We start from the raw sequence: 25,298 nt of genomic DNA on the forward strand, positions 1-25,298 counted from the left end.
TTCTATTATGCAAAGGGAGGCTGATTGATAAGCACCCAATACAAACCCAGCTCGCTTACGGCTTTTGAAAAATTATTAAAATCAACAGGTTTTACCACGTAGCTGTTGACTCCTAATTGGTAGCTTTTTATAATGTCCAATTCTTCTTTGGAAGAAGTCATTATAACAACAGGAATGGTCTTCGTAGCCTCATGCGATTTTATTTGCCTCAGCACCTCAATTCCATCCACTTTGGGCATTTTGATGTCTAGCAGAATCAAGCGAGGTACATTTTTTATTTTCCTTTCCGCATATCTGCCTTCGGCAAAAATAAATTCGAGTGCTTCTTCCCCGTCCTTCACATGTACCAGGTTATTGGCAAGATTTACTTTTCGGAGTGCGCGGGTTACTAGCTCTGCGTCACTCATATTATCTTCTACCAATAATATCTCTACCTCGTTATACTTACTGTCCATTGTTGTAGTTTTTAGGAATGCTGAAGTAAAATGTGGCACCATGATCTTTTTTTGCTTCCGCCCAGATCTCTCCGCCGTGCTTAGTAATTATTCTTTTTGCCAGTGCCAATCCCAGGCCCGTTCCCTCAAATTCGTCCTGCCTATGAAGGCGCTGAAATACGCCAAAAAGTTTGTTGGCGTATTTCATATCAAAACCCGCCCCATTGTCTTTCACATAGTAAATGTGATTTTTGTGATCGTCTAACGCGCCGACCTCAATATTTGGTTTTTCCTTTTTTGCTGAGTATTTAATAGCATTTGTCAGAAGATTTTGCCACACCTGTTTCACCATTTTAACATCGCCGTTGCTGGCCGGTAGATCCAGAATATTAATACAAAATTTTGGTTGAGCGTCACCCTGCAAAAGCTCGGTCATGCATTGGTCTACCAGACGCTTCATATCAATAAAACCATTTGCTGCTTCAAGCCTTGCCATTTTTGAAAAAGTTAGCAAATCGTCTATCAACTGCCCCATCATTTTTGTATTATCAACAATATTATTGATGATGCGATTCGCCTCCGAATCCAGTTGATTTTCGTAGTCTTCCTTTAGCATCATTGAGTATCCGCTAACTGCCCGTAAAGGTGTTCGAAGGTCATGAGACACCGAATAGGAAAAAGCCTCCAATTCTTTATTTACAATCTCAAGTTCGTTGGTGCGCTGCCTGACTTTGTCTTCCAGGTTTTCCTTCAATACAGCATTTTCTTCTTCCAATGTTTTATACACTGTTAGATCACGTGTAACTTTTCCAAAGCCTTTAATAGATTGGTCGTCGTTATAGAGAGTTGTAATGATGATATGAGCATAAAATCTGGATCTGTCTTTTTTTAGTTTCCATGTTTCATATTCTACTCTTCCTACTTCCCCGGCTACTTGTAAGTACTTTGCTGCCTTCTCTGCTAATTCCACCTCCCCATGAAGCAATTCCACAGACTGTCCTACAATTTCGTCTGAATTATATCCATATAAGTATTGCGCTCCCAAATTCCATGTCAGCACTTTCCCCTCAGAACTAATCATGATAATTGAGTAGTCTTTAAACTCTAACAGCAATCGATATAAATCCTCGTCTATTAATTCTGCTTTTTTGTTTATCGAACCAGTGGACTTTTGTAACAGCAAAGCAGCAATATTTTTATAATGATAAAATCAACAGGAACTTTTCAGGCCTCTTTTGAATATGACACAAAGAAACCAAGTTTCAGAAGTATCTAAAATAGAGTAACATCTATTCCTTGTGTAAGCGTTATTCTACAAAAGGTTTAAAAAAAATTAAAAAGCTGAGGAAAACATTAAACGGAAATCGTTTTAATCGAAGAAAGATTTGTGATTAAAAAAGGACTTTCTTCCTTCAAGTCGTCTTTTAAAATTTAGTCCGCAAAAAATGATTTATTGATAAGAGATAACTACACCCCTTGCCTGACATGTTTTTATCCCGTAAACTGTTATGATAAGGAGGCTAGGATGTGACGAATATTGTCAAAGTCTTTAGACTTATCTAAAAAGTGGTCAGCCCCCATTTTGAAACACAATTTCTTATAGTAATCACTGCTTTGATTAGTAAACATGATTACAGTAGTTTCAGGAGAATACATCTTTACATGCTGCAATAACTCTATACCGCTCTTATCAGGCAAATTAATATCAAGCAATGCTACAAATGGTCTGGACGAGTCAATCAAGCAAACAGCATGCGCGTAGGTGCCACAACTTTTAAGTGAGGTTGCCATCTCTAGGTCGTCAAGAAGCTCAGTTATTTTAGAGACAATTAATTTTGAATCATCTACGATAAGAATATCCATTTTTAAGTATATATACCTAATACAGGCAGCTTTTCATCTTTTAAAAAGGTATCTGCTAAGCCTAGAGTATTAAATAAGTTAATTCCGAATTACGAAGGTCATGCAAGATAAATTTTTAATATTTGATGCAAATACAGAAACATCCTGATTTCTTGTAGCGGAGGGAAGGAGATTGGCGTAGTATTACTACTACACCTGCCATTTAAATCAGGTTATTTTCGAGCGAGTATTGTGTGAGGTCTGCGTTTGTCTTCAAATTCATTTTAGCAAGAATTCTTGCACGGTATGTACTTACGGTTGTGCTACTTAAAAATAATGAAGATGCGATATCTGATATTGATTTGCCTGCTGCCAATAGTTTCAGTACTTCAAATTCGCGATCAGACAGCCGTGCGTGCGCTGGTCCCTGTGTATTCAAATCGATGTTTGTAGCAAGTTTTTCAGCTATGGATGGAGTAATATATTTTCTGCCTGAAAGAACTTTGTGGATTGCATTTACTAATTCTTCAGGTGCCATGTCCTTATTCAAATATCCTGAAGCACCTGCTTTTAATACCCGGATGGCATATTGGTCTTCAGGATACACACTTAATATAAGTACCGGTAGTTTTGGGGCATGTATCTTTATTTGTTGTAATGCTTCTAATCCGCTGCGACCAGGCATTGAAAGATCTGAGAGAACAATGTCCCATACTTCTTTAACCACTTTATTTATAAGGTCTTCTGCATCCGCAACTTCAGTGATTTCCGCTGAAGGAAATGCTTCAAGAATAATTTCTTTCAGTCCCCGCCTTACGATTGCATGGTCATCTGCAATTAAGATCCGCCTCATGTAATGATTATTTTTTTTTCAACTTGATAATGGAATTCTTACAGAGACGTGTGTACCATTGTCGGGTTGACTACTAATTTCATACTTCCCGTTTAATATTGCAACACGTTCTTTCATTCCCAAAATACCTAACGTCTTTCTTTGATTTAGCTCTTGTAAATCAAATCCGCTCCCGTTATCTGAAATAGTTAGGATAAGGTCATCACCTTTTTTTTTCAAGCTGCTCTGTACTAATGTAGCCCCTGAGTGCCTGGCAACATTAGTCAGGGCTTCCTGAAAAATTCTAAATAGAGCAATTGAAACTTTAGGTGCGAATTTCATTTCAGTTACTTCTGAGAAAAACAGCACTTCTATTGCTGTTCGTTTGCAAAACTCGTGACTGTGCCAATCAATAGCATCGGCAAGGCCAAGATCATCTAGAATGCTGGGCCTAAGTTCTGATGCAATTTTTCTTACTGTGTTTATTGTTCCATCAATTAGCTGAAGCGATGATTTGATTTTGGCAATTACATTCTCATCCTGCTTTATCAGTTTCCTGTTCAGCCATGCAATATCCATTTTTAGTCCCGTTAATTGCTGCCCCAATTCGTCGTGAATCTCCCGGGCCATGTTAGTTCTTTCATCCTCCCGAACGTTTTGAAGATGAGACGCTAATTCACGTAATTCCTTTGTAGTAGTGATTAAATTATCTTTTATGTTTTCCTGCTCGGTGCGATCAATTAATAAGGCAAGTTGCGCTCTTTTATTTTCGAATTGAATAGTGCTTACTGATATGTCCACCCTGATAATTTTTCCATTTTTTTTTCGATGCATTGCAGTTCCAATAAATTTATTCCTACAATCTTCATCATTTATATCTGCGTTGAAGCCGTTGTTGCCATATACACTAATGTCGGCTAAGGTTAGAGTAAAAAATTCTTCCTTCGAATATCCATATTGTTTAATGGCAGCAGGATTGATTTCTAAAAACAGCATTGCCTCCACGTCGTAAATCCACATCGGAACAGGACTCTTATCAAAAAGGAGTTTATATTTTTCTTCTGATTGTATCAGCTGTTGTTCAGCTTCTTTTTGTTCGGTCAGATCATGGCTAACTCCTAGCAGTTTAACAACCTTTTGTTGTTCGTCTTTTATTGGGATGATAGCTACCTCAAAAATCTTTTGATCATCTTTTACTTTCCTGGCTGTCATGTATTTCTGAATAACTCCACTTCTAACTGCCTCATCCGTCTTTGCAGCAAAGCTTGAAAACAACTTCATATCAAGAGTTGCGTTTACTAACTTACCTACCATTTCTTCTTTTGATAAGACAAGAACATTTGACAAAGACTCGTTTACCATTTCAATTCTAAAAGTTTCATTATCCTCCAGTTTTAATAGCCACATCGGGCTTATCGTATTATTGAAAACCAAAGACAGCTGCTGTTCTCTTTCCTTCAATGCACGAGCATAATTTACCTCCGCTGTTATCTCACTTACTGAGCCCAGCCAAACATGTTTTCCTTTATAGAAGATCTTATTAGAGGTAACTTTTACAATAATAATTTCACCATTCTTTTTTTTATGTCTGGCCGTTGAAACTATTATCGTTTCAGTATCGTGTTGCTTCAGTAACTGCTGCACAACCGAGTTGTCGTCCTTTAATCTCAACTGCCAGAGGTTCATGCTAAGAAACTCATCATAGGAATATTCATACTGTTTTACGGCAGCCTCGTTTACTTCAACAAACTGCTGGGTGTTAGCATCCACCATAAATAATGGAACAGGATTTTTCTCAAATAGGACTCGGTAATTATTCTCTGATAGACGAAGCTCTTCTTCAAGCAATTTTTGTTCTGTAACGTCTTGCACCATTCCCACCAATGTTGAGGGCTGTCCTTTATCATCATTATGAACTTCAGCAACCTCATGCAAGTACTTTGTTGACCCATTTTCCAGTACTACCCGGTGTATAAGGTTAAATGATTTTTTGCCCGTAAAGGATAAAACATGTACTTGCTGGAGCATCTCCTTGTCCTCCGGATGAACATGTTTGATAAAGTAGTTGTAATCAGGCGTCGTCTGCTTTCGCTGCAATTCAAAAATCCGGTATACTTCGTCGGACCATAAAAGTATACTGGTAGACAAGTCTAACTCCCAATGTCCCAGTTTCCCCATAGTCTCCGCTCTTCGGTACTTCTCTTCACTGTCTTTTAACTTCTGTTCCGCTAATTTTTCTTCAGTAACATCTCTTGAGATGCATGCAACTCCTTCTACTATGTCGTTGTTGAAAATAGGATTGAAACTCACTATAATCCAGGAGGTAGGGCTTGAAGTCTCTAAACTTGCATTTATTTCTTCTTTAAAAGACAACCCTGCTAAAGCTTTATCATACAATTTTTTCCAAAGGTTAAGGTAGTGTGTGGGGACATCGTTGGATGATAATAAGGGTGTGCCGACTGTAGGCTCGACTCCTAAAGAGCCCTTCATACTATTTAAAAAAGCTTTGTTTCCTGCAATTAACTTGTAATCATTGCTTACACTCCAGATTAAATCAGTAGTGCTATTTATCAGTGCGTCCCTATTTCTTCTTTGGAACTCTTTTTCTTCTTCTGCTGCCTTTAAGTATGTAATATCAGTCACCATTGCAAGGCTCCCTTTGAATTTACCTTCGTGGTCAAAGATGGGATTAGTTGAAACCTGGGTATATAACACGCGCCCGCTTTTGGTTATAAACTGCGACTCGTGCTTTTCACTTTTACCTTGCTTTCTTAGTTGTGCTCTGTCTAAAACATCCTGCAGATCGTTTTGATTCCTGAACGAAAACGGTGTTTTCCCGATAATTTCCTCGGAAGAATACTCCATCATCTCGCACATCTTTCGATTAACATAAGTAGTTTTTAAATCCTCATCGGTCATCCAAATGCCCTCTTGCGCTGTTTCAACTATTGTTCTGTATCTTAATTCACTTTCAGCAAGTGCAGTTTCCCCTTTCTTTTTATCTGTAACATCTTCGAAAAAAACAGACATGCCCTGGTCGGAAGGATAAAGAATGGCTTCATACCACTTATCGAGCAACTCTAAATATTCAATAACCCGAACCTGTTGCTGTCCGTTGGCAGCTTCAAGATAGGCACTATAAAAAGCCGTTTCAAAAAGGGATGGTGCTACTTCCCAAATGCGTTGTCCTATCAATTTTTTAATGTCCCCGCCAATAAAAGAAGCAGCGCTGGTATTGATGTGAGTACAATTTCCTTCTTTGTCAAAAGCTATAAATCCGGCAGAAATTCGATTAAACACGTCGGCTAATTCATTGGTCTTTGCAACTACTTTCTGTTCCAGTTGGTCATTTAAATCCCTTAACTGTTCCTCTAATTTTTTTTGTTTAGAGATATCTTTTATCACTGATACAAACTGAGATATGTCACCTTCTTTATCTCTGACAATTCCTACTGAGACAAGAGTAGAAAATGCTTCTCCGCTTTTTTTATGTGCAATAATTTCTCCCTTCCAATAGCCTTTCGAAAAGAGCAGTTCCCTTACTTTTTCAGGAGTTGTGCCAGGATAGAGTGGCTCCGCGATGCTTCGTACCGACTGGCCGATTGCTTCTAGGGCTGACCATTCGAAAATTTCTTCTGCAGACCTATTCCAGTTAGTAACGAGAAAATTTCTGTCGGTTACTATAGTGGCATCTGAAATAGTATTAAATAAGACTGAATGAATGGATGAGCTATTATCCTCTAAAAGACAACAATTAGCAGGCTGTTTTTTTTTATTTTCAGTAACATATGGCATTGCAGAATATTAGATATTGAGGTAATGAAATTTAAAAGTAGCACATAATTACAACGGGAAATGATGCGTGTATAAAGCAATATTCAGAGGAGTGATAACGCTAACAGAATTAGGAGTAAGTGTATTAGAAAGATTGCCGATATAAGCAAACGCAGGGAAATTTGTGATATCAAAGTGTGTATTTACACAGCGTTGCTTACAAAAACATTTTCAATAGCCATAAATCCATCAATTCTGCTTAAATTAATTTTTCAAATGAAAACTGCCATAGAAAAATGAGTATCTCGACACAAACAAAACCGTCTATGCTCGACAAAGTGGGTATCCCGAAACCACTTGCCTGGGGCTATTTAGGTATCATGATTTTTATGATGGGTGATGGAGTAGAGCAGGGGTGGTTAAGCCCTTTTTTGCTTGAAAGAGGAATGAGTATTCAACAATCAGCTCTTTTATTTACGGTGTACGGAGTCACTATTGCTATTTCATCCTGGTTTTCCGGAGTGCTTGCTGAAGGTTTTGGACCGAGGAAAACGATGTTGACAGGACTGGTACTTTACATCCTGGGTACTTGTGGTTTTGTTGGTTACGGTCTAAACGGGCAGAATTACGGAATCATGCTTATCACTTATGCCGTCCGTGGATTTGGTTATCCTTTGTTTGCATATTCTTTTTTGGTTTGGATTACTTACAGAAGTCCGCAAGAAAAGTTAGGCCGTGCAGTTGGTTGGTTTTGGTTTGTATTTACTGGTGGTTTAAATGTTTTTGGGGCATATTATTCCAGTTGGGCAATTCAGCATCTGGGTTATCTAAATACGCTTTGGAGTTCAATCTTCTGGGTGTGCGTCGGGGCGCTGTTTACCCTCGTCTTAAACAAGGATAAGTTTGCACCTCAAAATAAAGGCAAGACCAGTAGCAAGGCCGCAGAGTTAGTAAAAGGTTTGACGATTGTAAAGGAAGAACCAAAAGTTTTATTAGGCGGTATTGTTCGTATTATCAATACAACTGCACAATTTGCTTTCCCGGTTTTTTTGCCAACTTATATGTCTCAGTTTGGCTTCTCAACTACAACCTGGCTTACTATCTGGGGCACTATTTTTACCAGTAATATTCTTTTCAATTTAATTTTCGGTTTTGTGGGTGATCGGATGGGTTGGCGCAATACAGTAATGTGGTTTGGGGGAGTAGGCTGTGCATTGACGACACTTTTGTTTTTCTATTCGCCTCAATTTTCCAACGCTAATTATTGGGTGGTTTTGTTGTGCGGAGTAGTATGGGGCGCATGCCTGGCAGGTTATGTTCCACTTAGTGCACTCGTTCCCTCGCTTGTAAAAAAAGATAAGGGTGCTGCAATGGCAATTCTAAATCTTGGTGCTGGTCTGCCTGTGTTTGTAGGGCCGGCGATCGTTGGTCTTTTTATAGGATCTTTAGGTAGCGAAGGGGTCATCTGGATCCTTGCGATTATGTATCTTATCAGTGCCATTTTAACCAGGTTTATTACCCTTCCTGATAATGCAAGAACTACAAATCATATGAACACAGAGGTAGTCATGAAACCTGTTGCAGGATGAGGATAAACAAGAGACAACCTTGAATATAAAGGAAGTCTCTAGTACAGGTCTCCAAGTATTGTAGGTGTTATGTTATAAAACGAGCCGAGGTTTTTCATGGCATCACCGTTGTGTCACTCACTTGTACTTTAAGATATCGTTTCAACTTTTCTGCTGTCATAACCAGTAAACAACTAGAACGTACTTTGGGTGTTTGTAACATTGGCTGCCTGTCTGCATTCAAAACTAGAATAACTAAATTTTGAAGAATTAACTATGAAAATATTGATCACGGCGCCATACCTCGAAGCGGCGCAAATTGAGTTGAAAGCAAACATCGGAGAAACTATTTACAAGCCTTGGAAATTAAACGGCCGGGCATATAACGAAGACGAGTTAATCCAACTACTACAAGAAACAAAAGCAGAAGCTTTAATCACTGAGCACGATGAGGTAACAGAAAAAGTAATTGCTTCATATCCTGCTCTTAAGTTTATCGGAGTGTGCCGCGGTACTCCCTCTAACGTCGCAATTAAAAAAGCTACTGAAGTAAGTATCCCTGTTTTCTTTACGCCCGCCCGTAATGCGCAGGCTGTCGCAGAAATGTTTGTGGCAAACGTAATAACTTTTATGCGTTATACGCTTCCTGCAATTGCCTGGTTAAAAGGTGGAAACTGGGGCGAAGGAGCTCACACTTCCTACTTGCAATTTAAAGGAAATGAGCTGGCTGGAAAAACAATTGGAATGGTTGGCTTTGGCGCAGTAGGGCAACGAATTGCAAATATGGTAAAAGGTTTTCCCTGTCACATCCAATACTACGATCCTTATATTCAAGACGTAGATCCTCATTATAGAAAAACAACAATTGAAGATGTTTTTGAAACAAGTGATATCGTTTCCATCCACCTACCTGTCAACAACGACACAAAGGGAATGATTAATAGAAACTCTCTGGCTTTAATGAAAAAAGATGCAATTTTTGTTAATACCGCAAGGGCAGTAGTTGTAAACAACGACGATTTATTACAAGCTTTAGAAACTAAGCAAATACGTGGCGCCATACTTGACGTTTTCGATCATGAACCTCCGGGTGGAACAGATCTTAAATTGATTAACCTTCCAAACGTTCTTGCCACCCCTCACATCGCTGGCGCCACATTCGAGGTGGAGGACCACCATGCTGAAATAATGAACGAGGCTTTGATGGAATGGTTTGTAAATGGAAAATCATCGACAAGGTTATTATTCAATAAAGAAATCCTGACAACTAAGACGACATTATCATGACAGCAGAAACTGGTTATTTAATCATAGACATTGGCACTGGTAATGTACGTGTTGCTATTACCAATCAAACTAGTCAGGTATTGCACCTGGAGCGTGACAATGTGCGGTATGTGAAAGATGAGTTGTACCCCGACGCAGTGTATTTTGAGCCTAATGAACTTTGGGGACAGATCATGATGATGGCGGAAAAAGCAGTAAGTATGATGCCTCATGTAAATATTCGGGCTATTACGGCTTCGAGTCAAAGAGAAGGAATTGTCTTACTTGATGACGAAGGGAAATCTTTGATAGGCCTTTCTAACCACGACCACAGGGGTCGCGAGTGGGAAGACATGATTGATGATAAGCACTACGTTTATTCCTTAACCGGCAGGTATCCAACTTCTCTTTTTTCAGCTTTGAAGGTTATTGGCATAAAAAACCGTCGTCCCGAAATTTACAGCCGTTTTGCAAAAATGTTAAGCATCAGCGACTGGGCTCAATACCAGTTGTGTGGGATAGAAAGCTACGAGCATTCACAGGCGTCAGAAACAATATTGTATGACGTTGAAAGGAAATGTTGGTCAAAAGAGCTGTGTGATATTTTCGGCATCAACATGAAGGTTCTACCAGAACTAAGGAACTCAGGAACCATATTAGGTAAAGTGTCACCAGCATATGCAGAAAGATTGAAACTTAATACTGATACTGTAGTGATTGTTGGAGGGGCAGATACCCAGTTGGCTATTAAAAGCACCAAACCTTCAGTTGGCGATATTGTAATCGTTTCAGGCACAACTACGCCAATAGTAAAAATCGTAAACGACTACGTAACAGACATCCATCAACGTACCTGGACTAACCGCCACATTAATGCTGACAACTTTATTTTAGAAGCGAATGCAGGAGTGACGGGGTTAAACTATCAACGATTAAAAGAGATATTTTATCCAAACGAAAATTATGACGTTATTGAAAAAGAGTTGGCAAAAAGCCCAAACTGTCACTGTGTTGCTTCGTTAGGATCTTTAGTGGCAGAAGAAAAGTCACCTATTATACAAGGGGGATTTGTATTTAGTACGCCGGTCTCTCACGAATTGAGTAGAGCAAGTTTTGTTCGTGCAACGCTGTGGGATATCGCTTGTTCCATTAAAGAGAATTATGAAATCCTTTGTAGTGTTTCAAGTAGTATTCCCGGCTTTATATGGGCTTGTGGGGGCGGCTTTCAAAGCAAAGTTTTAGGACAATACATTGCCAACTTAACGAGAACAAAGGTATTGATCCGCGAGGGTTATCAGCAAGCGTCAGTAGTTGGTGCATCTCTTGTTTGTAATGAAGCGCTTGGAATAAAGACAGAACAGGAAACTGCCATAGAAGAACTACAACCGCAGGTTGACAAAAACGAACATGCATTATACAACCAGTGGAAAGATGTGCGAAGTAGTTTCCGGCAAAACGTAATGGAGGAAATGATATGACAGCGCCTTTCTTCCTCGGCGTTGATATAGGTACCCAAGGTGCCAGGGTAGTTTTGATCGATTCAAAGGGAAATCAAATAGGAAGTGAAGAAGAAGATTTTGCGTTGAGTGATGAATCAAGGGAAGAACAATCTCCTGCTGAATGGTGGCAGGCATTGCTGCGGTCACTTAAACGACTAGTCGATAAGGCAAGGTTGGTAGTTGATGTTGATTATATAAAGGCTATTGCAGTCACGTCAACTTCAGGAACGGTAATACCGATCGCTGTAAATAATGAGCCTCTTCATAATGCCATAATGTATAGCGATAAACGCTCTGCAGAAGAAGGCAAGCTATGTAGGGAAGCAGCTTTACGACATAACAATACTGGCTACACAGGCTTTAATAGTTCGAGCGGGCTATCTAAAATTGTCTGGTATTTACGCCATTTTCCAACACAAGTTGAAAAGATCAGGAGGTGGGTTCATGCATCTGATTTTATAACCGGCAAATTAAGTGGTAACTGGGGAGTAACGGATTATACCAATGCGTTGAAATCAGGCTACGACTTGATTAATCTTTGTTGGCCGGAGTACCTGTCCACAGAATTACAAATTAAAAAAGAGTGGCTGCCAAACGTTGTTGCTTCGGGAACAGCTGTGGGTACTTTAAATAAGGACGTTGCCTTGGAAATTGGGCTAAAAAATACAATTCAAATTGTTGCGGGAATGACTGATGGTTGCGCCTCACAAATCGCATCAGGCGCTGTTAACTTAGGTGATTGGAACACGACAATCGGAACGACATTAGTGGTGAAAGGTGTAACCAAAAATGCTATCACAGATCCCGAAGAAACTCTTTACAACCATCTCCATCCTGAAGGATTTTGGATGCCGGGAGGCGCTAGTAATATCGGGGCAGATTGGATTACTAGAGATTTTAAAGAAGATCTGGATTTACTCAATGAACAGGCGCAGCTGCTAATTCCTACCGGTAAGATTGCTTATCCATTGAGACAAGCCGGAGAACGTTTTCCTTTTGTTGCCCCACATGCACGGGGTTTTCAGGAAAAAGGATTGACTAGGGAAGAAGCATTTGCTGCAAACATGGAAGGAGTTGCCTATGTAGAACGGTATGCATACCAAATGATTGAGAAACTGAGTGGCGAAAAAGTAAAAGTTATCTATACAGCAGGCGGCGCGAGCAATAGTAGCGTATGGCTCAAGATCAGAAGCAATGTATTGAATTTGCCGATTTACAAAATGAAGTATGTCACGGGTGCTTTTGGTGCGGCAATACTTGCAGCATCAAAAACTCATTTTTCAAATATCATTGAAGCAACGCAGGCATTGACACAAATAGAAAAGGAAGTAATGCCTGAAAAAATACTCGTAGAAAAGTACCAAACTATCTACTATAGTTTTTTGCAGGCATTAAAGGAAAAGGGTTACATAAAAAACGAGGTAAATGCTTAGAGTTTATTTAATAAGGCACGGGCAAACAGAATGGAACGCGGACGGAAACAGGTATTGTGGACGAACAGATCTTCCATTAACAGAAAAAGGAGTTCGGCAAGCAGAGACAGTATGTGAGCAATTGAAAGCACTGTCTTTCGACGCCTTATATTCGTCCCCACTACAACGCGCCTACAGAACTGCGCAAATAGCAAGTGGTCGTGAAGATGTAATTAAAGACGAACGGTTGATTGAAGTAGACTTTGGTAAATGGGAGGGAAAACCAAAAGAACAATTCATCCAGGAAGATGAAGAGCTTTGGAACAGTTGGACAACAAATCCTGCAATTACCAAAGCTGGTGGCACTGGTGAAACTGCCGCACGAGTGATTGAGCGTGTTGATGACTTCTTTAAAATGTTACAACATAAACACCCTTCCGGGAATATTTTGGTGGTTGCCCATAATGGAATAAACAGGTTTTACCTGGCTTACAAATTAGGGATGAATTTAAAGGACTACCGAAAACTGGTTCAGGAAAATTCGACGGTCAGCATGTTCGAACTTGACGAAGCCGGAGAACTCACGCTTGTTCATCTTAATAGTAAGCTATAGTTGAAAGATTTAGAGCAAGTTGTACGACGATATATAATTGCGAAGTAAAGATTCAAAGTAGTCTATGGCTTGACGATATCTATATTATTCAGCTTCTCGAAGAATTAGCAGTGTGACTATAGTCTTTTGTTCCCAACTTCTTCGAGCATTTTATTAAAAACACGGTTAGTCTTTACTATCTATACCTTATTGGTAGCATGTCCATTTTAAGTAATAACAATAATAATAGCATCGATACAGTTCCTATAGCTGCAACTACGTTAACGAGTTTTTGTGCTTTAGCACTATTACCGAAAGCACTTGAAATAGCTTTAAACAACAATAATCCAATTACTCCGCCTAAAGTATTTGTTATGACATCTGTAACATCGAAGGCGCCAATTCTCAAAATAAATTGAAGTCCTTCAATTAGTAAACTGATTAAGAAAAGTAGGAGAAGGTTTTTGCGGAACGTCCAACCCTTAAATAGAATTGCTACATATATGCCAAGGGGCACGAAAATTAAGACATTCAAAATGTTTTCACTAGTTAGAATTGAAGGCCCATTAAAGGGTATCAAGTTTGCCCTACGATCGGTCATATAAGAAAAATGTACTCCTAACTTTAATAGTAAAATCCAGCATAGGGCAACCAGGTAAATTGCAAATAATACCCTTGTTAATTTGTTTGTTACAGTACTATTTTTCGTTTGATCCCGCATTTTTTTGGCAATTTATACTATTGATGTTATTGGTCCCGTTTGCTTTATGTAAAGACATTTGGTATACAAGATGTTTAGAAGTGCCTTCTATAATCGAGGTGACATCGGAAACATTCGTAACCATCTTAGAGCGACCACTTTTGTAAACTTTCCAGAGCGAAAGACCTTCATAGACTTTAACTAAATCAAGTCAAAAAAGACTTAAACTAACCAGCACGTTAAGGGTTACATAAGCCGATCGTTCTTGCCTCGCTACATAAAAGGCCGTAATGAACGGAGTTGCGAAATTCTCCGTTGAAGTAAAAATCCTCTTTGAAGAAACCTTCCTGTGCAAAGCCTGCCGTAACCAGCAAGTTGCCCGACGCTACGTTATCTGCGTCAATTATAGCTTCTACACTATGCAGGTTCAAATGATCAAAACCATATTTCAACACACACTTTAGCGCTTCAAGCATTATGCCTTGCCGATGCCACGCTCTTGAAAGGGAATAGCCTACTTCAGCCCTAAAGTGTTGTGGTTTCATGTTTACATAGCCAATCATACCTATCACTTTGCCGGTAGATTTTGCGGTGATGCCCCAGTTTATCTTTTCACCTTTCTCTATAAATTCATTTACCATTTGTATAACCGCGGCTGCATCTTCAACCGTTATAGCCAAAGGACGTGGAATGTATTGCATAACCTGCGGGTCGGATCGCATCACGAAAACGTCCTCGGCATCCTCATTGCTCAGTTGTCGTAGCAAAAGTCGCTCGGTCTCCAAGACGGGAAATGGTGTAAATGTCATGTTGCTAAGATAACATTTTACTTAGCACTTACTTTCTGCATCAAACAGTACTTCGTTCGTCTACGTTACAGCTTTGAATGATTTGCGGATTGTTTTAATAACCGCTTTGAACATTTCTACAACCTTTTTCTAAATAAAATTTTTTTAATAAAAATTCCCATTTTACTTTTGTCTACCAATCTAGTAGACTAATAGTTTCTAACCTTTATTTTTATAGCATGAATGTATATTTTGACAATGCCGCTACTACACTGCTTGATGAAGAAGTTTTTGAAGGAATGCTCCCGTATATCCGGTATCACTATGGTAACCCATCGTCAAGTCACTCGCATGGAAGACAGGCTAGAAGTGCAGTCGAAGACGCAAGGAAAACGATTGCACGATTACTTGGCGCTCAACCATGCGAGATTTTTTTTACATCAGGAGGGACGGAAGCGGACAATACGGCTATCTTATCTGCTGTCAGAGGTTTGGATATAAAGCATGCAATTACATCAAAACTCGAACATCATGCTGTTTTAAACACTTTAAAGGCATTTGAAAGAAATGGTGAAATAAGAGTGAGTTATATTTTGAATGACAACTGTGGTAACCTTAACCTTGATCACCTTGAATACTTGTTGAAAACAAATGAGAGATCACTTGTCTCTGTGATGCATGGTAACAACGAGATTGGAAATATTAATGACATAGCGGCAATAGGCGAAATCTGCAAAAAATATGATGCAGTATTTCATAGCGATACAGTACAAACAATGGCACATTACGAGTTTGATGTATCAAAATTAAGCGTTGATTTTATCGTAGGTTCAGCTCATAAATTTCATGGTCCAAAAGGCGTTGGGTTTTTATATGCGCGGAAGACAATAACGCCTGTGCCACTAATTAATGGCGGTTCACAGGAACGGCATCTGAGGGCTGGAACTGAAAACGTCGCGGGAATAGTTGGCCTTGCGACTGCACTTGAAATTGCTTATCGTAATTTAGATGAACAGCAACTCCATATCGAAAAATTAAAGCGATGTTGCATAGAACGTCTTCAAAACGAAATCCCCGGTATTCAGTTTAATGGTAACTCTGCTCTTGGTACTAAAAGCTTGTATACCGTTATAAGCACAAGTCTTCCGGCAACTGGCACAGACTTGCTTTCAAGCCTCGACTATAATGGTATTTCAGCATCAGGCGGTAGTGCCTGCAACAGCGCATCAGTAAATAGTTCTCATGTTTTAGCTGCGCTCAATAGGGAAGGGAATAGACAAACCATCCGTTTCTCGTTCAGTAAGTACAACTCGCTGCAAGAAATTGATTTCTTAATTGAGAAATTGTCAACTGTTTGTAAAGAAAGAGCAGTTGCTTAAAACCTTTGTCTTTTTATCCTACTGTTTTTATAGACTTGTATTATATTTGCAAACTAAAAGGCAGATAAGGGCTCAAAACTTATTGCCTTTACAAAATAGAATTAAAATCAGAACAATGAAATATGCCAGGAGCCTTAACGAAAAGGCATCAGTAAACAACCAAACTATCTTAACCGATTCCACTGCCTCTTCTTTTACTTCCCTTTGCATGCGCTGCTGTTGTATGTGCTAATCTTTCTTTTCCTTCTAACGCTTGTATTTTTTTGCCTGAATGATCATGAATGACTACTTACAGAAGTATCATTCATAAGCTACCGCTTTTTACTTTTTTCGGCAATCGATAGCTGCGAGACAGCTATGCATTTTTACATCCTTAATTCTATTCACCATGTCAAAGCATTACAAATTGCTTTTCGGAGTATTTACACTCCTTTTTTACAATGGCGTTTTTGCGCAAAACATAACCGTGAATGGTTCGGTTACAAGCAAGAATGACAATAAACCATTACCAGACGTAACCATTACAATAAACGGAACCAATAAGGGAACAAAGACCGGCAGCGATGGAACGTTTACATTAACTGCTCCGGCAAACAGTGTCGCTACATTTTCTTTCGTTGGTTACCAGCCACAGCAGTTTACACTAAGCACTGCATCCTCTCCTTTAAACATTTCACTTGAAAGCGGTGAAAACGCTTTGAACGAAGTGGTGGTTACGGCGCTTGGAATTACAAAACAAAAGAAATCGCTGGGTTATGCAGTACAGGAGCTGAAATCGAAAGACTTTTCCGAGGCAAAAGAGCCAAACCTGGTAAATGCTTTGGAAGGTAAAATTGCAGGGGTTAGGGTTACAAACAGCCAGGGCGATATGGGCTCGTCAAGAATTGTTATTCGGGGTGAAACTTCTATATCAGGTAACAACCAGCCACTGTTTGTGGTAGATGGTGTGCCTGTAGACAACTCTCAATTAGGGGCGGGTGGTTCGAGAGATTATGCAAATGCAATTGCAGACCTGAACGCTGAAGACATTGAAACCATCAGCGTATTAAAAGGACCAAATGCAGCAGCGCTGTACGGCTCACGGGCTGCGCACGGTGTGGTGCTCATCAAAACAAAAACCGGCAAACATCAAAAAGGATTAGGCATCACAATAAATTCAAATACAACCTTTTCAAACTTACTTGTTCTGCCTAAATATCAAAACATATTTGGTCAGGGAGCGAATGGTCAATTTAGTTTCGTTGATGGAAAAGGCGGTGGAATAAACGACGGCGTTGACGAAAGCTGGGGACCAAAACTGGATGGAAGATTACTACCACAGTTTTATTCTAATGGAGTAGCTGTTCCATTTGTAGCGCAGCCGAACAATGTAAAAGATTACTTTAAAACTAGTGTTACCCTTAACAATGGTGTTGCAATAGCCAATGCAGGAGAAAATTACGATTACCGGGTTTCGTATAATAATTCGAACCAAAAAGGGGTCATACCAAACAGCGAGTTGAATAAACACTCACTATCGATCAACACAAGTTTTAAAGTTGATCCTAAACTTACGTTAACAGCTGCAGCTAATTATTTTGTTGACGATGCTCCTAACTTACCGGGTTCGGGAGGCAAGCGGGCAACAAGTACAATGCTTCAGTTCACTTGGTTTGGCCGGCAAGTCGATATAAACCAGCTAAGAAATTACAGGGACGCTAATGGCAACACCTTCAACTGGAACAACAGTTATTACAGCAACCCGTTTTTTGTTGCTTACGAAAATACAGTTCAACAGAGAAGGGACAGAATTATTGGCAACGTTGGGTTGAACTATAAGATTACCGAAAACCTTTCAGCCAACTTCAGAAGCGGAAGTGATTATTATACCGATCGTCGCAAGTTGAAGATTGCTTATGGCACCAATGGTACACCGTATGGGTCATATGAAGAGGATGCTTATACCGTTAATGAAAATAATACAGAGGGTACTTTGAGCTTTACAAAGAAAGTAAACAATGACTTTTCTTTCGATGTTTTAGCAGGTGGAAACAGCCGGACAAAAACGTACTCCGAAAATATCCAGCAGGCACCAAGGCTAGCTGTGGCGGGAGTATACACACTCAACAACTCAAGAGATCCGTTGGTGTCTTCTAATTACTTCAGCAAATTAAAGCAGTACAGCCTCTTCTCTTCTGCACAGGTTGGTTTTAAGAACTATGCTTTCTTAAACTTTACTGCACGCAACGACTGGTCATCTACATTGCCGGTTGAGAACCAATCTTATTTTTATCCATCAATCAACGGGAGCATTGTTCTTACAGATGCATTGGACATAAAAAGCAATGTACTAAGCTATGCTAAAGTGAGAGGTGGGTGGTCGAAAGTAGGTAGCGATGCTGACCCTTACCAGTTAATCAACACTTACAATTTTAATGCACCGTTTAATTCTAACCCGCAGCTAACTGCTACAGGTAAAGACCTGAACCGTAATCTTAAATCAGAGTCGACTACCTCTTCTGAAGTAGGCTTTGAAGCAGCTTTTTTTAAAAACAGGGCTCGCCTTGATCTAAGTTTATACAACACGAACAGCTATAACCAGATTTTGTTTGTAGATGTAACTGCCACAACTGGCTACACTTCGAAGTTGCTAAATGCAGGCCGGATAAATAACAAAGGAATAGAAGTTCAGTTAGCGGTTACACCTGTTAAAACAAAAGCATTTGCCTGGGATGTGAACCTGAACTATGCATCAAATAGAAGTAAAGTTTTAGAACTTGATAAAGAAGGCCGGTTGCAGAATTATGTGTTAGGTTCTTACCGCAGCGTGCAGGTGTTGGCAGCGGTGGGGCAACCGTATGGAACACTGTTTGGAAATGCTTTTTTACGTGATGCTTCAGGAAACATTATTGTAAATGCAGACGGTTTACCTGCTACAGATCCTAACAAAAAAATCCTAGGAAAGTATACGCCCGATTGGACTGGTGGTATTACCAACAGCTTCTCCTATAAAGGAATTAACCTAAGCGTATTAGTTGATGCAAGTTATGGTGGATCTATTTTCGCGGGTACCAATTCAACCGGTAGTTACACAGGTGTATTGGAGTCTACATTACCGGGACGAGATGCAGCAAATGGCGGATTGACTTATTATTATCCCGGCAACAACAAAGCAAATGGATCGGTACAATTAGTTGGAACTGCTACTGCTCCTGCAGGTGTAACGGTGTATGACGATGGAATGATCTACAACGGTGTAACTGCCGATGGCAAAGCAAACAGCAAGATTATACCCGCTTCATCGTACTATAAATCAACAAGAAATATTGAAGAAGCTTATGTGTACGATGCTTCGTTTGTAAAGTTGCGTGAGGTTAAATTAAGTTACGCTTTACCCTCAAGCCTTATTAAACATATCGGTTTTGCAGGAGCTTCTGTTTCACTCGTTGGACGAAATCTTTTGATCCTTCATAAAAATGTTCCAAACATCGATCCTGAAACAGCTTTCAATAATGGCAATGCACAAGGCCTCGAAGATCTGGGCCTGCCTACAACCCGCAGCTACGGATTCAATATCAACTTTAAATTTTAATACTTCCAGTCATGAAATTCAGATATCTCAATATACTCACTGTAGCCTTCCTCTTGTTTACAACAAGCTCGTGCAAAAAGGAACTTGCTGAAACAAACATCAACCCAAATACTGCACAGGTTGCTCAGCCCGATTACCTGTTAACTGCCGCTTCAAAAATTACTGCAGATGCTTACTGGGGTGCAGATAATAATTTTAATTCAAGTCTTTTGTTGGTACAGCATTGGGCTAAGATCCAGTATACAGAGCCGGATCGCTATATCTTTTCAAACAGCAGTTTTGTTTCTCTTTGGAACACCGGCTACTCGCAAAGTATAACCAACTTAAATACCATCATCAAGCTTGCGGACGCGCAGGGAAATTCGAATTACAAAGGCGTAGCGCTTGTTTTAAGGTCGTGGGTGTTTCAATTGTTAACTGATGCTTATGGTGATATTCCATACAAGCAAGCTGGCAATATCGATCAATATCTTACTCCCGCTTACGATACCCAGAAGGATGTTTATTTTGGTTTGCTCGACGATTTAAAAACTGCGCAGGCAGCATTAGACCCGGCAGGCAAGGCCCTAGCTGGCGACGTTATTTATGCGGGCAAAATTGCTTTATGGAAAAAGCTGGCTAATTCGTTGCGTCTTCGCATTGCACTTCGCATAGCAGACAGGGAGCCTGAAAAGTCAAAACAAGTGTTGGCAGAAATTGCCGCACAAGGTTCGGGATACATTAGTTCAAACAGCGAGATAGCGCAATTGGGTTACTTCGATTCACCCAACCAGAATCCTATAAGTGCATGGTTTGAGACTCGTGATGATTTCCGCATCAGTAAAACGCTAACCGATAAATTGGTTCAGTTAAACGACCCACGCCTGGCAGTTTTTGCAAGCAAGACCCAGGCAACTACTCCAACTGGTTACGTAGGAATTCCCAACGGACTAACTACCGGTGATGCAAATAACCTGGGCTTTTCCAAAACTTCTAAACCTGGCACTTATATCATTGCGTCTCGTGCCCCGGCTGTAATTATTAGTTATGCCGAGGTGTTGTTTGATAGGGCAGAAGCAGCGGCTCGTGGACTAACCGGCGAAAATGCTGCTGACTTGTACACCCAGGCAATTCGTGCATCTTTCGCTCAGTACAGCGTTGCTGATTACGACATTAGTGCCTATCTCGGCCAGCCTGCTACTCAATTCGATGCGGCGAACTACAAGAAATCGATAGGGGAGCAGAAGTGGATCGCGCTGTATGGCCAGGGGCTTGAAGCATTTGCGGAGTGGCGTCGCCTCGATTTTCCAAAGCTTGCTCCTGCAGTTGCTGGCGTATTAAATAACCAATTACCTGTTCGTTTTATTTATCCCGGAACGGAGCAATCGCTGAACAAAGAGAATTATAAAAATGCAGTTGCAAACCAGGGAGCCGATGTGCTGACAACAAAGCTTTGGTTTGACGCTTATTAGTATGAATTGTTTTAATAGCAATTTGCTAAAAGGCTGAACAAAGAAAAAACAGTTGCAGTGAGTGACACAACGATGTTGATGATAGTTAAGAAGTCTATCCCCCAAAAAAGCTTTCTAATCACCCTTTAAAAAGAGCTAAAGAAGTTTTTGGAGCCGGACAGTAAAGCCTTGATTAAACATCGTTGCGTCGCACACTTGTACTAACCAACGCTGCTAAGCAAAATGAAAACCTCATTACAGTAACGACCTTTTGAGGCATAAAAAGTAAAAAACCGGAAATGTCGTTAGATGATGCAAGAACGAATTACAACCTTGTTGTTATTGGCAGGAGCAATCCTCAACAGAGTAAAAATTATAGCTACAATAAAATAAATAAAATGAAGAAGAATTATATGAGACAGTCTTTTAAAAGGAGTGCCTACCTATCGCTTTTTTCACTACTACTGCTGGTAAGCTGGACAGACAAAAAGCCGGTTTTTAAAAACGGCATTTATCGAACTGTTTTGGTAAGACCGGATAAAAAAGAAATCGTTTTCAACTTTGAAGCAAGGGACAGTGCAGGCAAAAAAATCTTGTATGTCCTAAACGCTGACGAGCAATTATTGGTTGACAGCATAACGATAAAAGAAGACTCTGTCTTTATACAATTGCCGTTTTTCGAATCAAGCTTTAAGGCAGCAATAGATGACGATGGAAACCTGGAAGGGCAATGGATAAAAAAGTTTGCAGATAGGGACCAGGTGCTGCCATTCAAAGCGACCCGTAACAAAAAAGAACGCTTTGCCACCGTTGCAAAACCGAGCTATAATGCCTCGGGAAGATGGGACGCAACATTTGTTGGAAGAAACAACGCGGAAACAAAAGCAATCGGTGAGTTTACTCAAACCGGAACAAAGCTTACGGGAACATTCCTTACATCAACAGGCGATTACCGCTACCTTGAAGGCATTGTTAGTGGTGATAGTTTAGTATTGTCAGGATTTGATGGAGGACATGCATTTTTGTTCACCGCAAAACTAGCCGACAAGAATACGATTATAGCGGGTAACTTTTATTCGGGCGCTGTGGGAACCGAAACATGGACAGCAAAAAGAAATGACAAAATTGAGTTGCCTGACGGATACCAACAAACAAGCCTGCGTGAGGGTGAGTCCAAATTAAGCTTCGAGTTCACTAGCACCAATGGTGAAACCATCTCTATCAATGACGCTCGATTTAAAAATAAAGTGGTGGTAGTTCAACTCTTAGGTTCGTGGTGTCCAAACTGTATGGACGAAACCGCTTTCTTAAGCGACTACTATAACCGCAACAAACAAAAGGGAATTGAAATTATCGGGTTGGCTTATGAAAGAACCACTGATTTCGAAAGATCGAAAACAGCGTTGCAAAGATTTCAAAAAAGATTTAATGTTCAATACCCGGTTCTAATAACTGGTGTAACGGTTACCGATAAACAACGCACAGAAAAAACATTACCGCAGTTGACAGAAATCAAAGCATTTCCGACATCGATATTCATTGATAAAAAAGGCAATGTAAAAAAGATCTACAGCGGTTTCAACGGTCCGGGAACCGGCGAACACTTTAAAGAATTTCAGAAGGAATTTGACGAAACGATTAAAAGTTTGTTGAGTGAATAACGGGGGTAGTTTTATCGCTTCTACTAATAATTGTTGTACGGAATATTAGGCCTATAAATGTTCAAAGCGAGGGTTTCCCAGGGAAGTTATCTCTTGATTAATCCTAAATTTTTGATCAGTTTTTAGCGTAATGGTTTATCATTTGGAGCCTTATTGTATTTGTCAAGGCAACTGTCAAGCTGCTGCCCGTTGTTATGGATACAATCACAGAAAGCGTCGCCGGCGGTAGTCCTGTTAGTTCCTATAAATTGCTTCTTGCAGTCTACGAAACTATTGTATGGTTTGATGTCATACAAGTTTGCAGCAATGAATAGAAAAAAGATGACTGTAGCAACCACGCCGGCGAAAAAAAGTACCGGGAATTTATTGCTAATCCTTTCCGGCTTTGCAGCAGCTGCATCAATTGCAGGATGTTTAAAAGGAAGAACGTACTTCAACCTGTCGTAGTGCCAGCAAAGAAGAAACAAATTGCTTATCACCATCAAAGGTGAAGTAAACAATGAACCATCAAAACGCACTGCAAACGACAGGACAAAGATGTTTAAAATGATAGGGAAATAGATCAATGCGCCAAGTAAAACCGTCCTTGGAATCAACAGGAGTATAGCCGCGGCTACTTGAAGCACGCCTATAAAGGTGTAGTAATAACCCGTGTGGTGCAGTGCTTCCAAATAACTACCCATAGGATGCTTAACTGATAGTCCACTAGCGAATCGTTCACCCACAATCTTCACCATGCCTCCGGCAAAAAAACCTATTGCCAAGGCTATACGATTGAAAATTGCGAAATACCGAAGCCATTCATTTTGCTTCGCCTGCAAGTGGAGCCGGTCAAGTGCAACAAGAATACTCATACAAAAATTTATTTGATAAATTGAAATAAAAAAGCGCTTTGCATTTCAAAGCAAAGGTATGTTTATCAAAGTTGCTTCCGCACCGTTTTTTTTATTTTTGAGAATTGAAAAAAGCAGCTCTAGAAACTTGAAAGCTTATACTTTTTGACCGCTATTTAACAAACACCATCTGCAGTTTATTCCTCGGAGAATTCTATAATAAACTCATTTCTCACCTTTAAAGTAAATACGACGGAAACTATTGAAACAATTTCTGCTCCTGCGATGGACGAAAAAAAGGTAGAGCAGTATCTATGATGCTCCAAGACCCGTAATAATTAATTTGGAAAGCAGGATCTGCATTTTCAAGCGTGACTGGATATAAACCTTGGGGTTTCGTACTAGTATGACCTACTGTTCTGTAACCGCTTTCGGTAAAAGGGCTCTTAAAACATTTAAACCAGCCTAAGACTGCTACAACAATAGAAATGGTAAGAAATGGCAGGAAGGCTTTGCCTATATTGAGTTATTCACAACTGCTACAATGACTAGTTGATATACGCCTAAAGAGATTTAAGAGCTACGGTAATGATCCATTAAACTTTGTCTCGAAAATAAGCAAGTGCCATAAAACCTTTCACTTCTTCATTAATGTCATCCTTAGAGATCATTCTGAAGTGATGGTTGAATTGTTTGTCGTCGCCCGGAACTTGTGCAATCTTCACAAAACACAAATTGTCATGATACGGCTGCCGAAAAGGGAAAACTATGTGAACGAAGTTTTTACCAAAGTGAGTTGCCCAGGCAATAGTTCGATGTGGGCTGCAAATACCAATCATAGTTTTTGCCGCACGAAGTTCTACCATTCCAATACTATCATAAACCTCTTTAAAATAGTTAAAAAGCTCAATGGAAACAGCGGACTTACCCTGTAAGAATTCGCCTATTGTTTTATTATTATCGGCCATACAGTATTTGATGGATAGAGTAAAGTTGCATGAAAATTCTGGCGGTTCGGCGTTGCGTTTAAACAGTTTCGTGGTTGCCCGGAAATATTAAAGTATGCGCCAGATTTTCTTCTTTTAAAATGAACTCATTGATTGGTTTCCTGATAGCTTCTATAGTCTTGTCTTGGTGAAAAATCAAACCTCCACCCATTGGAATTTCATAAGCTCTTTTTATATCTGAAATTTGTAATAGTACTGCTACTTTCGCAAGTTCATCCTTATCCTGGTGCACCAGTACAATAAAGGGTAGCAGCTTTAAAGCTTCTGTGGCATTCATTTTTTCGTTGACTGCTTTGAAGGACTGCCATCCTAGTTGAACAGCTCCCGCAGATATTCCAATTAAAATAGAACCTTCAGCATATTTTCTTTGCAAAATTTCATCTATCCCTTTTTCCCGGAAAATTTCAAGCCCGAGTTCTGTGTCTCCTCCTGCCAACAGAATAAGATCGGCCTTGTCTAAAAAATCGCGGCCATCTTCATTAAAAGATGAACTAATTTTTTTGCAATTTGTAAGTCCGAGGTTTTGCATTGCTGCAATGAATAACTCGTAAAATACCGGCTCATCATTATTTGAAGCGCCGATATAAGCACATGAGGGATCGGCATTTGTTATGTCATTCATTACTGATTGCAGGTAATACTCCTGCTGGTCATTCTTAAGGAAAAGGAGCTGACTGTCTGCGAATAAAAATATAGGTTTTGTTTCCATT

Annotated in this window: 19 protein-coding genes; 9 read left to right on the forward strand and 10 right to left on the reverse strand. The window is 39.8% G+C overall.

What is annotated here, in order from left to right:
- Positions 1-5: 5 nt before the first annotated feature.
- The 5 genes from SAE01_RS18510 to SAE01_RS18530 form a co-directional block, all read right to left on the reverse strand.
- Positions 6-455 carry a response regulator gene (locus tag SAE01_RS18510; RefSeq protein ID WP_147205289.1) on the reverse strand — a complete coding sequence of 150 codons (450 nt, stop codon included), beginning with the start codon at positions 453-455 and terminating at the stop codon, positions 6-8.
- A complete protein-coding gene (locus SAE01_RS18515; protein ID WP_147205290.1) occupies positions 445-1,617 on the reverse strand; it encodes a sensor histidine kinase in 1,173 nt (390 codons plus the stop codon). Before SAE01_RS18515 ends, SAE01_RS18510 begins: the two co-directional genes overlap by 11 nt.
- 323 nt (positions 1,618-1,940) lie before the next feature.
- Positions 1,941-2,297, reverse strand: coding sequence for a response regulator (locus SAE01_RS18520; RefSeq protein WP_147205291.1), 357 nt, complete (start codon positions 2,295-2,297; stop codon positions 1,941-1,943).
- A 202-nt stretch (positions 2,298-2,499) separates the two neighbouring features.
- Positions 2,500-3,129 carry a response regulator gene (locus tag SAE01_RS18525; RefSeq protein WP_147205292.1) on the reverse strand — a complete coding sequence of 210 codons (630 nt, stop codon included), beginning with the start codon at positions 3,127-3,129 and terminating at the stop codon, positions 2,500-2,502.
- 18 nt (positions 3,130-3,147) lie between these two features.
- On the reverse strand, positions 3,148-6,903 hold the full coding sequence (locus SAE01_RS18530) for a PAS domain S-box protein (protein WP_147205293.1): 3,756 nt from the start codon (positions 6,901-6,903) through the stop codon (positions 3,148-3,150).
- Positions 6,904-7,178: 275 nt separating this feature from the next.
- On the opposite strand from SAE01_RS18530, the gene SAE01_RS18535 reads away from it, so the two are divergent.
- The 5 genes from SAE01_RS18535 (at position 7,179) to SAE01_RS18555 (ending at position 13,240) form a co-directional block, all read left to right on the forward strand.
- Positions 7,179-8,471, forward strand: a complete 1,293-nt coding sequence (locus tag SAE01_RS18535) for an MFS transporter (protein WP_147205294.1) — start codon at positions 7,179-7,181, stop codon at positions 8,469-8,471.
- A gap of 255 nt (positions 8,472-8,726) precedes the next feature.
- The gene (locus tag SAE01_RS18540) at positions 8,727-9,737 is read left to right on the forward strand and encodes a 2-hydroxyacid dehydrogenase (protein ID WP_147205295.1); all 1,011 of its coding nucleotides are present in this window, start codon (positions 8,727-8,729) and stop codon (positions 9,735-9,737) included.
- Positions 9,734-11,194: an FGGY-family carbohydrate kinase gene (locus SAE01_RS18545; RefSeq protein WP_147205296.1), complete on the forward strand. Its 1,461-nt coding sequence runs from the start codon at positions 9,734-9,736 to the stop codon at positions 11,192-11,194. Before SAE01_RS18540 ends, SAE01_RS18545 begins: the two co-directional genes overlap by 4 nt.
- On the forward strand, positions 11,191-12,648 hold the full coding sequence (locus tag SAE01_RS18550; protein ID WP_147205297.1) for an FGGY-family carbohydrate kinase: 1,458 nt from the start codon (positions 11,191-11,193) through the stop codon (positions 12,646-12,648). The genes SAE01_RS18545 and SAE01_RS18550 overlap by 4 nt, the downstream gene beginning before the upstream one ends.
- Positions 12,641-13,240, forward strand: coding sequence for a histidine phosphatase family protein (locus tag SAE01_RS18555; RefSeq protein WP_147205298.1), 600 nt, complete (start codon positions 12,641-12,643; stop codon positions 13,238-13,240). The genes SAE01_RS18550 and SAE01_RS18555 overlap by 8 nt, the downstream gene beginning before the upstream one ends.
- Positions 13,241-13,415: 175 nt before the next feature.
- Here SAE01_RS18555 and SAE01_RS18560 read toward each other — a convergent pair whose 3' ends face one another.
- Together SAE01_RS18560 and SAE01_RS18565 are read right to left on the reverse strand one after the other, a co-directional pair.
- On the reverse strand, positions 13,416-13,940 hold the full coding sequence (locus SAE01_RS18560; protein WP_147205299.1) for a VanZ family protein: 525 nt from the start codon (positions 13,938-13,940) through the stop codon (positions 13,416-13,418).
- A 218-nt stretch (positions 13,941-14,158) separates the two neighbouring features.
- A complete protein-coding gene (locus SAE01_RS18565; protein ID WP_147205300.1) occupies positions 14,159-14,728 on the reverse strand; it encodes a GNAT family N-acetyltransferase in 570 nt (189 codons plus the stop codon).
- Between the two features lie 218 nt (positions 14,729-14,946).
- Here SAE01_RS18565 and SAE01_RS18570 point away from each other — a divergent pair, with 218 nt between their 5' ends.
- From SAE01_RS18570 to SAE01_RS18585, 4 genes are all read left to right on the forward strand, one after another.
- Positions 14,947-16,086 (forward strand): cysteine desulfurase family protein, encoded by a 1,140-nt coding sequence (locus SAE01_RS18570; RefSeq protein ID WP_147205301.1) that lies wholly within the window; start codon positions 14,947-14,949, stop codon positions 16,084-16,086.
- Between the two features lie 388 nt (positions 16,087-16,474).
- Entirely contained in the window at positions 16,475-19,657 is a 3,183-nt protein-coding gene (locus tag SAE01_RS18575; RefSeq protein ID WP_147205302.1) for a SusC/RagA family TonB-linked outer membrane protein, read from the forward strand.
- Between the two features lie 11 nt (positions 19,658-19,668).
- Complete coding sequence (locus SAE01_RS18580) at positions 19,669-21,108, forward strand: SusD/RagB family nutrient-binding outer membrane lipoprotein (RefSeq protein WP_147205303.1); 1,440 nt, start codon at positions 19,669-19,671, stop codon at positions 21,106-21,108.
- A gap of 278 nt (positions 21,109-21,386) precedes the next feature.
- A complete protein-coding gene (locus SAE01_RS18585; protein ID WP_246113276.1) occupies positions 21,387-22,748 on the forward strand; it encodes a peroxiredoxin family protein in 1,362 nt (453 codons plus the stop codon).
- Between the two features lie 122 nt (positions 22,749-22,870).
- Here the strand turns inward: SAE01_RS18585 and SAE01_RS18590 are convergent, their stop codons facing one another.
- From SAE01_RS18590 to SAE01_RS18600, 3 genes are all read right to left on the reverse strand, one after another.
- Entirely contained in the window at positions 22,871-23,602 is a 732-nt protein-coding gene (locus SAE01_RS18590) for a DoxX family protein (RefSeq protein ID WP_147205304.1), read from the reverse strand.
- A 575-nt stretch (positions 23,603-24,177) separates the two neighbouring features.
- Positions 24,178-24,549 carry a DUF5655 domain-containing protein gene (locus SAE01_RS18595; RefSeq protein WP_147205305.1) on the reverse strand — a complete coding sequence of 124 codons (372 nt, stop codon included), beginning with the start codon at positions 24,547-24,549 and terminating at the stop codon, positions 24,178-24,180.
- A 58-nt stretch (positions 24,550-24,607) separates the two neighbouring features.
- The gene (locus SAE01_RS18600) at positions 24,608-25,297 is read right to left on the reverse strand and encodes a Type 1 glutamine amidotransferase-like domain-containing protein (protein ID WP_147205306.1); all 690 of its coding nucleotides are present in this window, start codon (positions 25,295-25,297) and stop codon (positions 24,608-24,610) included.
- Position 25,298 lies beyond the last annotated feature (1 nt).

Origin of the sequence: Segetibacter aerophilus, assembly GCF_007991655.1 — a bacterium.
Lineage (GTDB): Bacteria > Bacteroidota > Bacteroidia > Chitinophagales > Chitinophagaceae > Segetibacter > Segetibacter aerophilus.

Excerpts from the sequence above, each read along its gene's own strand:
- SAE01_RS18510 (WP_147205289.1), bottom strand. The coding sequence starts at position 455 with ATGGACAGTAAGTATAACGAGGTAGAGATATTATTGGTAGAAGATAAT.
- SAE01_RS18520 (WP_147205291.1), bottom strand. The coding sequence starts at position 2,297 with ATGGATATTCTTATCGTAGATGATTCAAAATTAATTGTCTCTAAAATA.
- SAE01_RS18525 (WP_147205292.1), bottom strand. The coding sequence starts at position 3,129 with ATGAGGCGGATCTTAATTGCAGATGACCATGCAATCGTAAGGCGGGGA.
- SAE01_RS18530 (WP_147205293.1), bottom strand. The coding sequence starts at position 6,903 with ATGCCATATGTTACTGAAAATAAAAAAAAACAGCCTGCTAATTGTTGT.
- SAE01_RS18535 (WP_147205294.1), top strand. The coding sequence starts at position 7,179 with ATGAGTATCTCGACACAAACAAAACCGTCTATGCTCGACAAAGTGGGT.
- SAE01_RS18540 (WP_147205295.1), top strand. The coding sequence starts at position 8,727 with ATGAAAATATTGATCACGGCGCCATACCTCGAAGCGGCGCAAATTGAG.
- SAE01_RS18545 (WP_147205296.1), top strand. The coding sequence starts at position 9,734 with ATGACAGCAGAAACTGGTTATTTAATCATAGACATTGGCACTGGTAAT.
- SAE01_RS18550 (WP_147205297.1), top strand. The coding sequence starts at position 11,191 with ATGACAGCGCCTTTCTTCCTCGGCGTTGATATAGGTACCCAAGGTGCC.
- SAE01_RS18555 (WP_147205298.1), top strand. The coding sequence starts at position 12,641 with ATGCTTAGAGTTTATTTAATAAGGCACGGGCAAACAGAATGGAACGCG.
- SAE01_RS18560 (WP_147205299.1), bottom strand. The coding sequence starts at position 13,940 with ATGCGGGATCAAACGAAAAATAGTACTGTAACAAACAAATTAACAAGG.
- SAE01_RS18565 (WP_147205300.1), bottom strand. The coding sequence starts at position 14,728 with ATGACATTTACACCATTTCCCGTCTTGGAGACCGAGCGACTTTTGCTA.
- SAE01_RS18570 (WP_147205301.1), top strand. The coding sequence starts at position 14,947 with ATGAATGTATATTTTGACAATGCCGCTACTACACTGCTTGATGAAGAA.
- SAE01_RS18575 (WP_147205302.1), top strand. The coding sequence starts at position 16,475 with ATGTCAAAGCATTACAAATTGCTTTTCGGAGTATTTACACTCCTTTTT.
- SAE01_RS18580 (WP_147205303.1), top strand. The coding sequence starts at position 19,669 with ATGAAATTCAGATATCTCAATATACTCACTGTAGCCTTCCTCTTGTTT.
- SAE01_RS18585 (WP_246113276.1), top strand. The coding sequence starts at position 21,387 with ATGTCGTTAGATGATGCAAGAACGAATTACAACCTTGTTGTTATTGGC.
- SAE01_RS18590 (WP_147205304.1), bottom strand. The coding sequence starts at position 23,602 with ATGAGTATTCTTGTTGCACTTGACCGGCTCCACTTGCAGGCGAAGCAA.
- SAE01_RS18595 (WP_147205305.1), bottom strand. The coding sequence starts at position 24,549 with ATGGCCGATAATAATAAAACAATAGGCGAATTCTTACAGGGTAAGTCC.
- SAE01_RS18600 (WP_147205306.1), bottom strand. The coding sequence starts at position 25,297 with ATGGAAACAAAACCTATATTTTTATTCGCAGACAGTCAGCTCCTTTTC.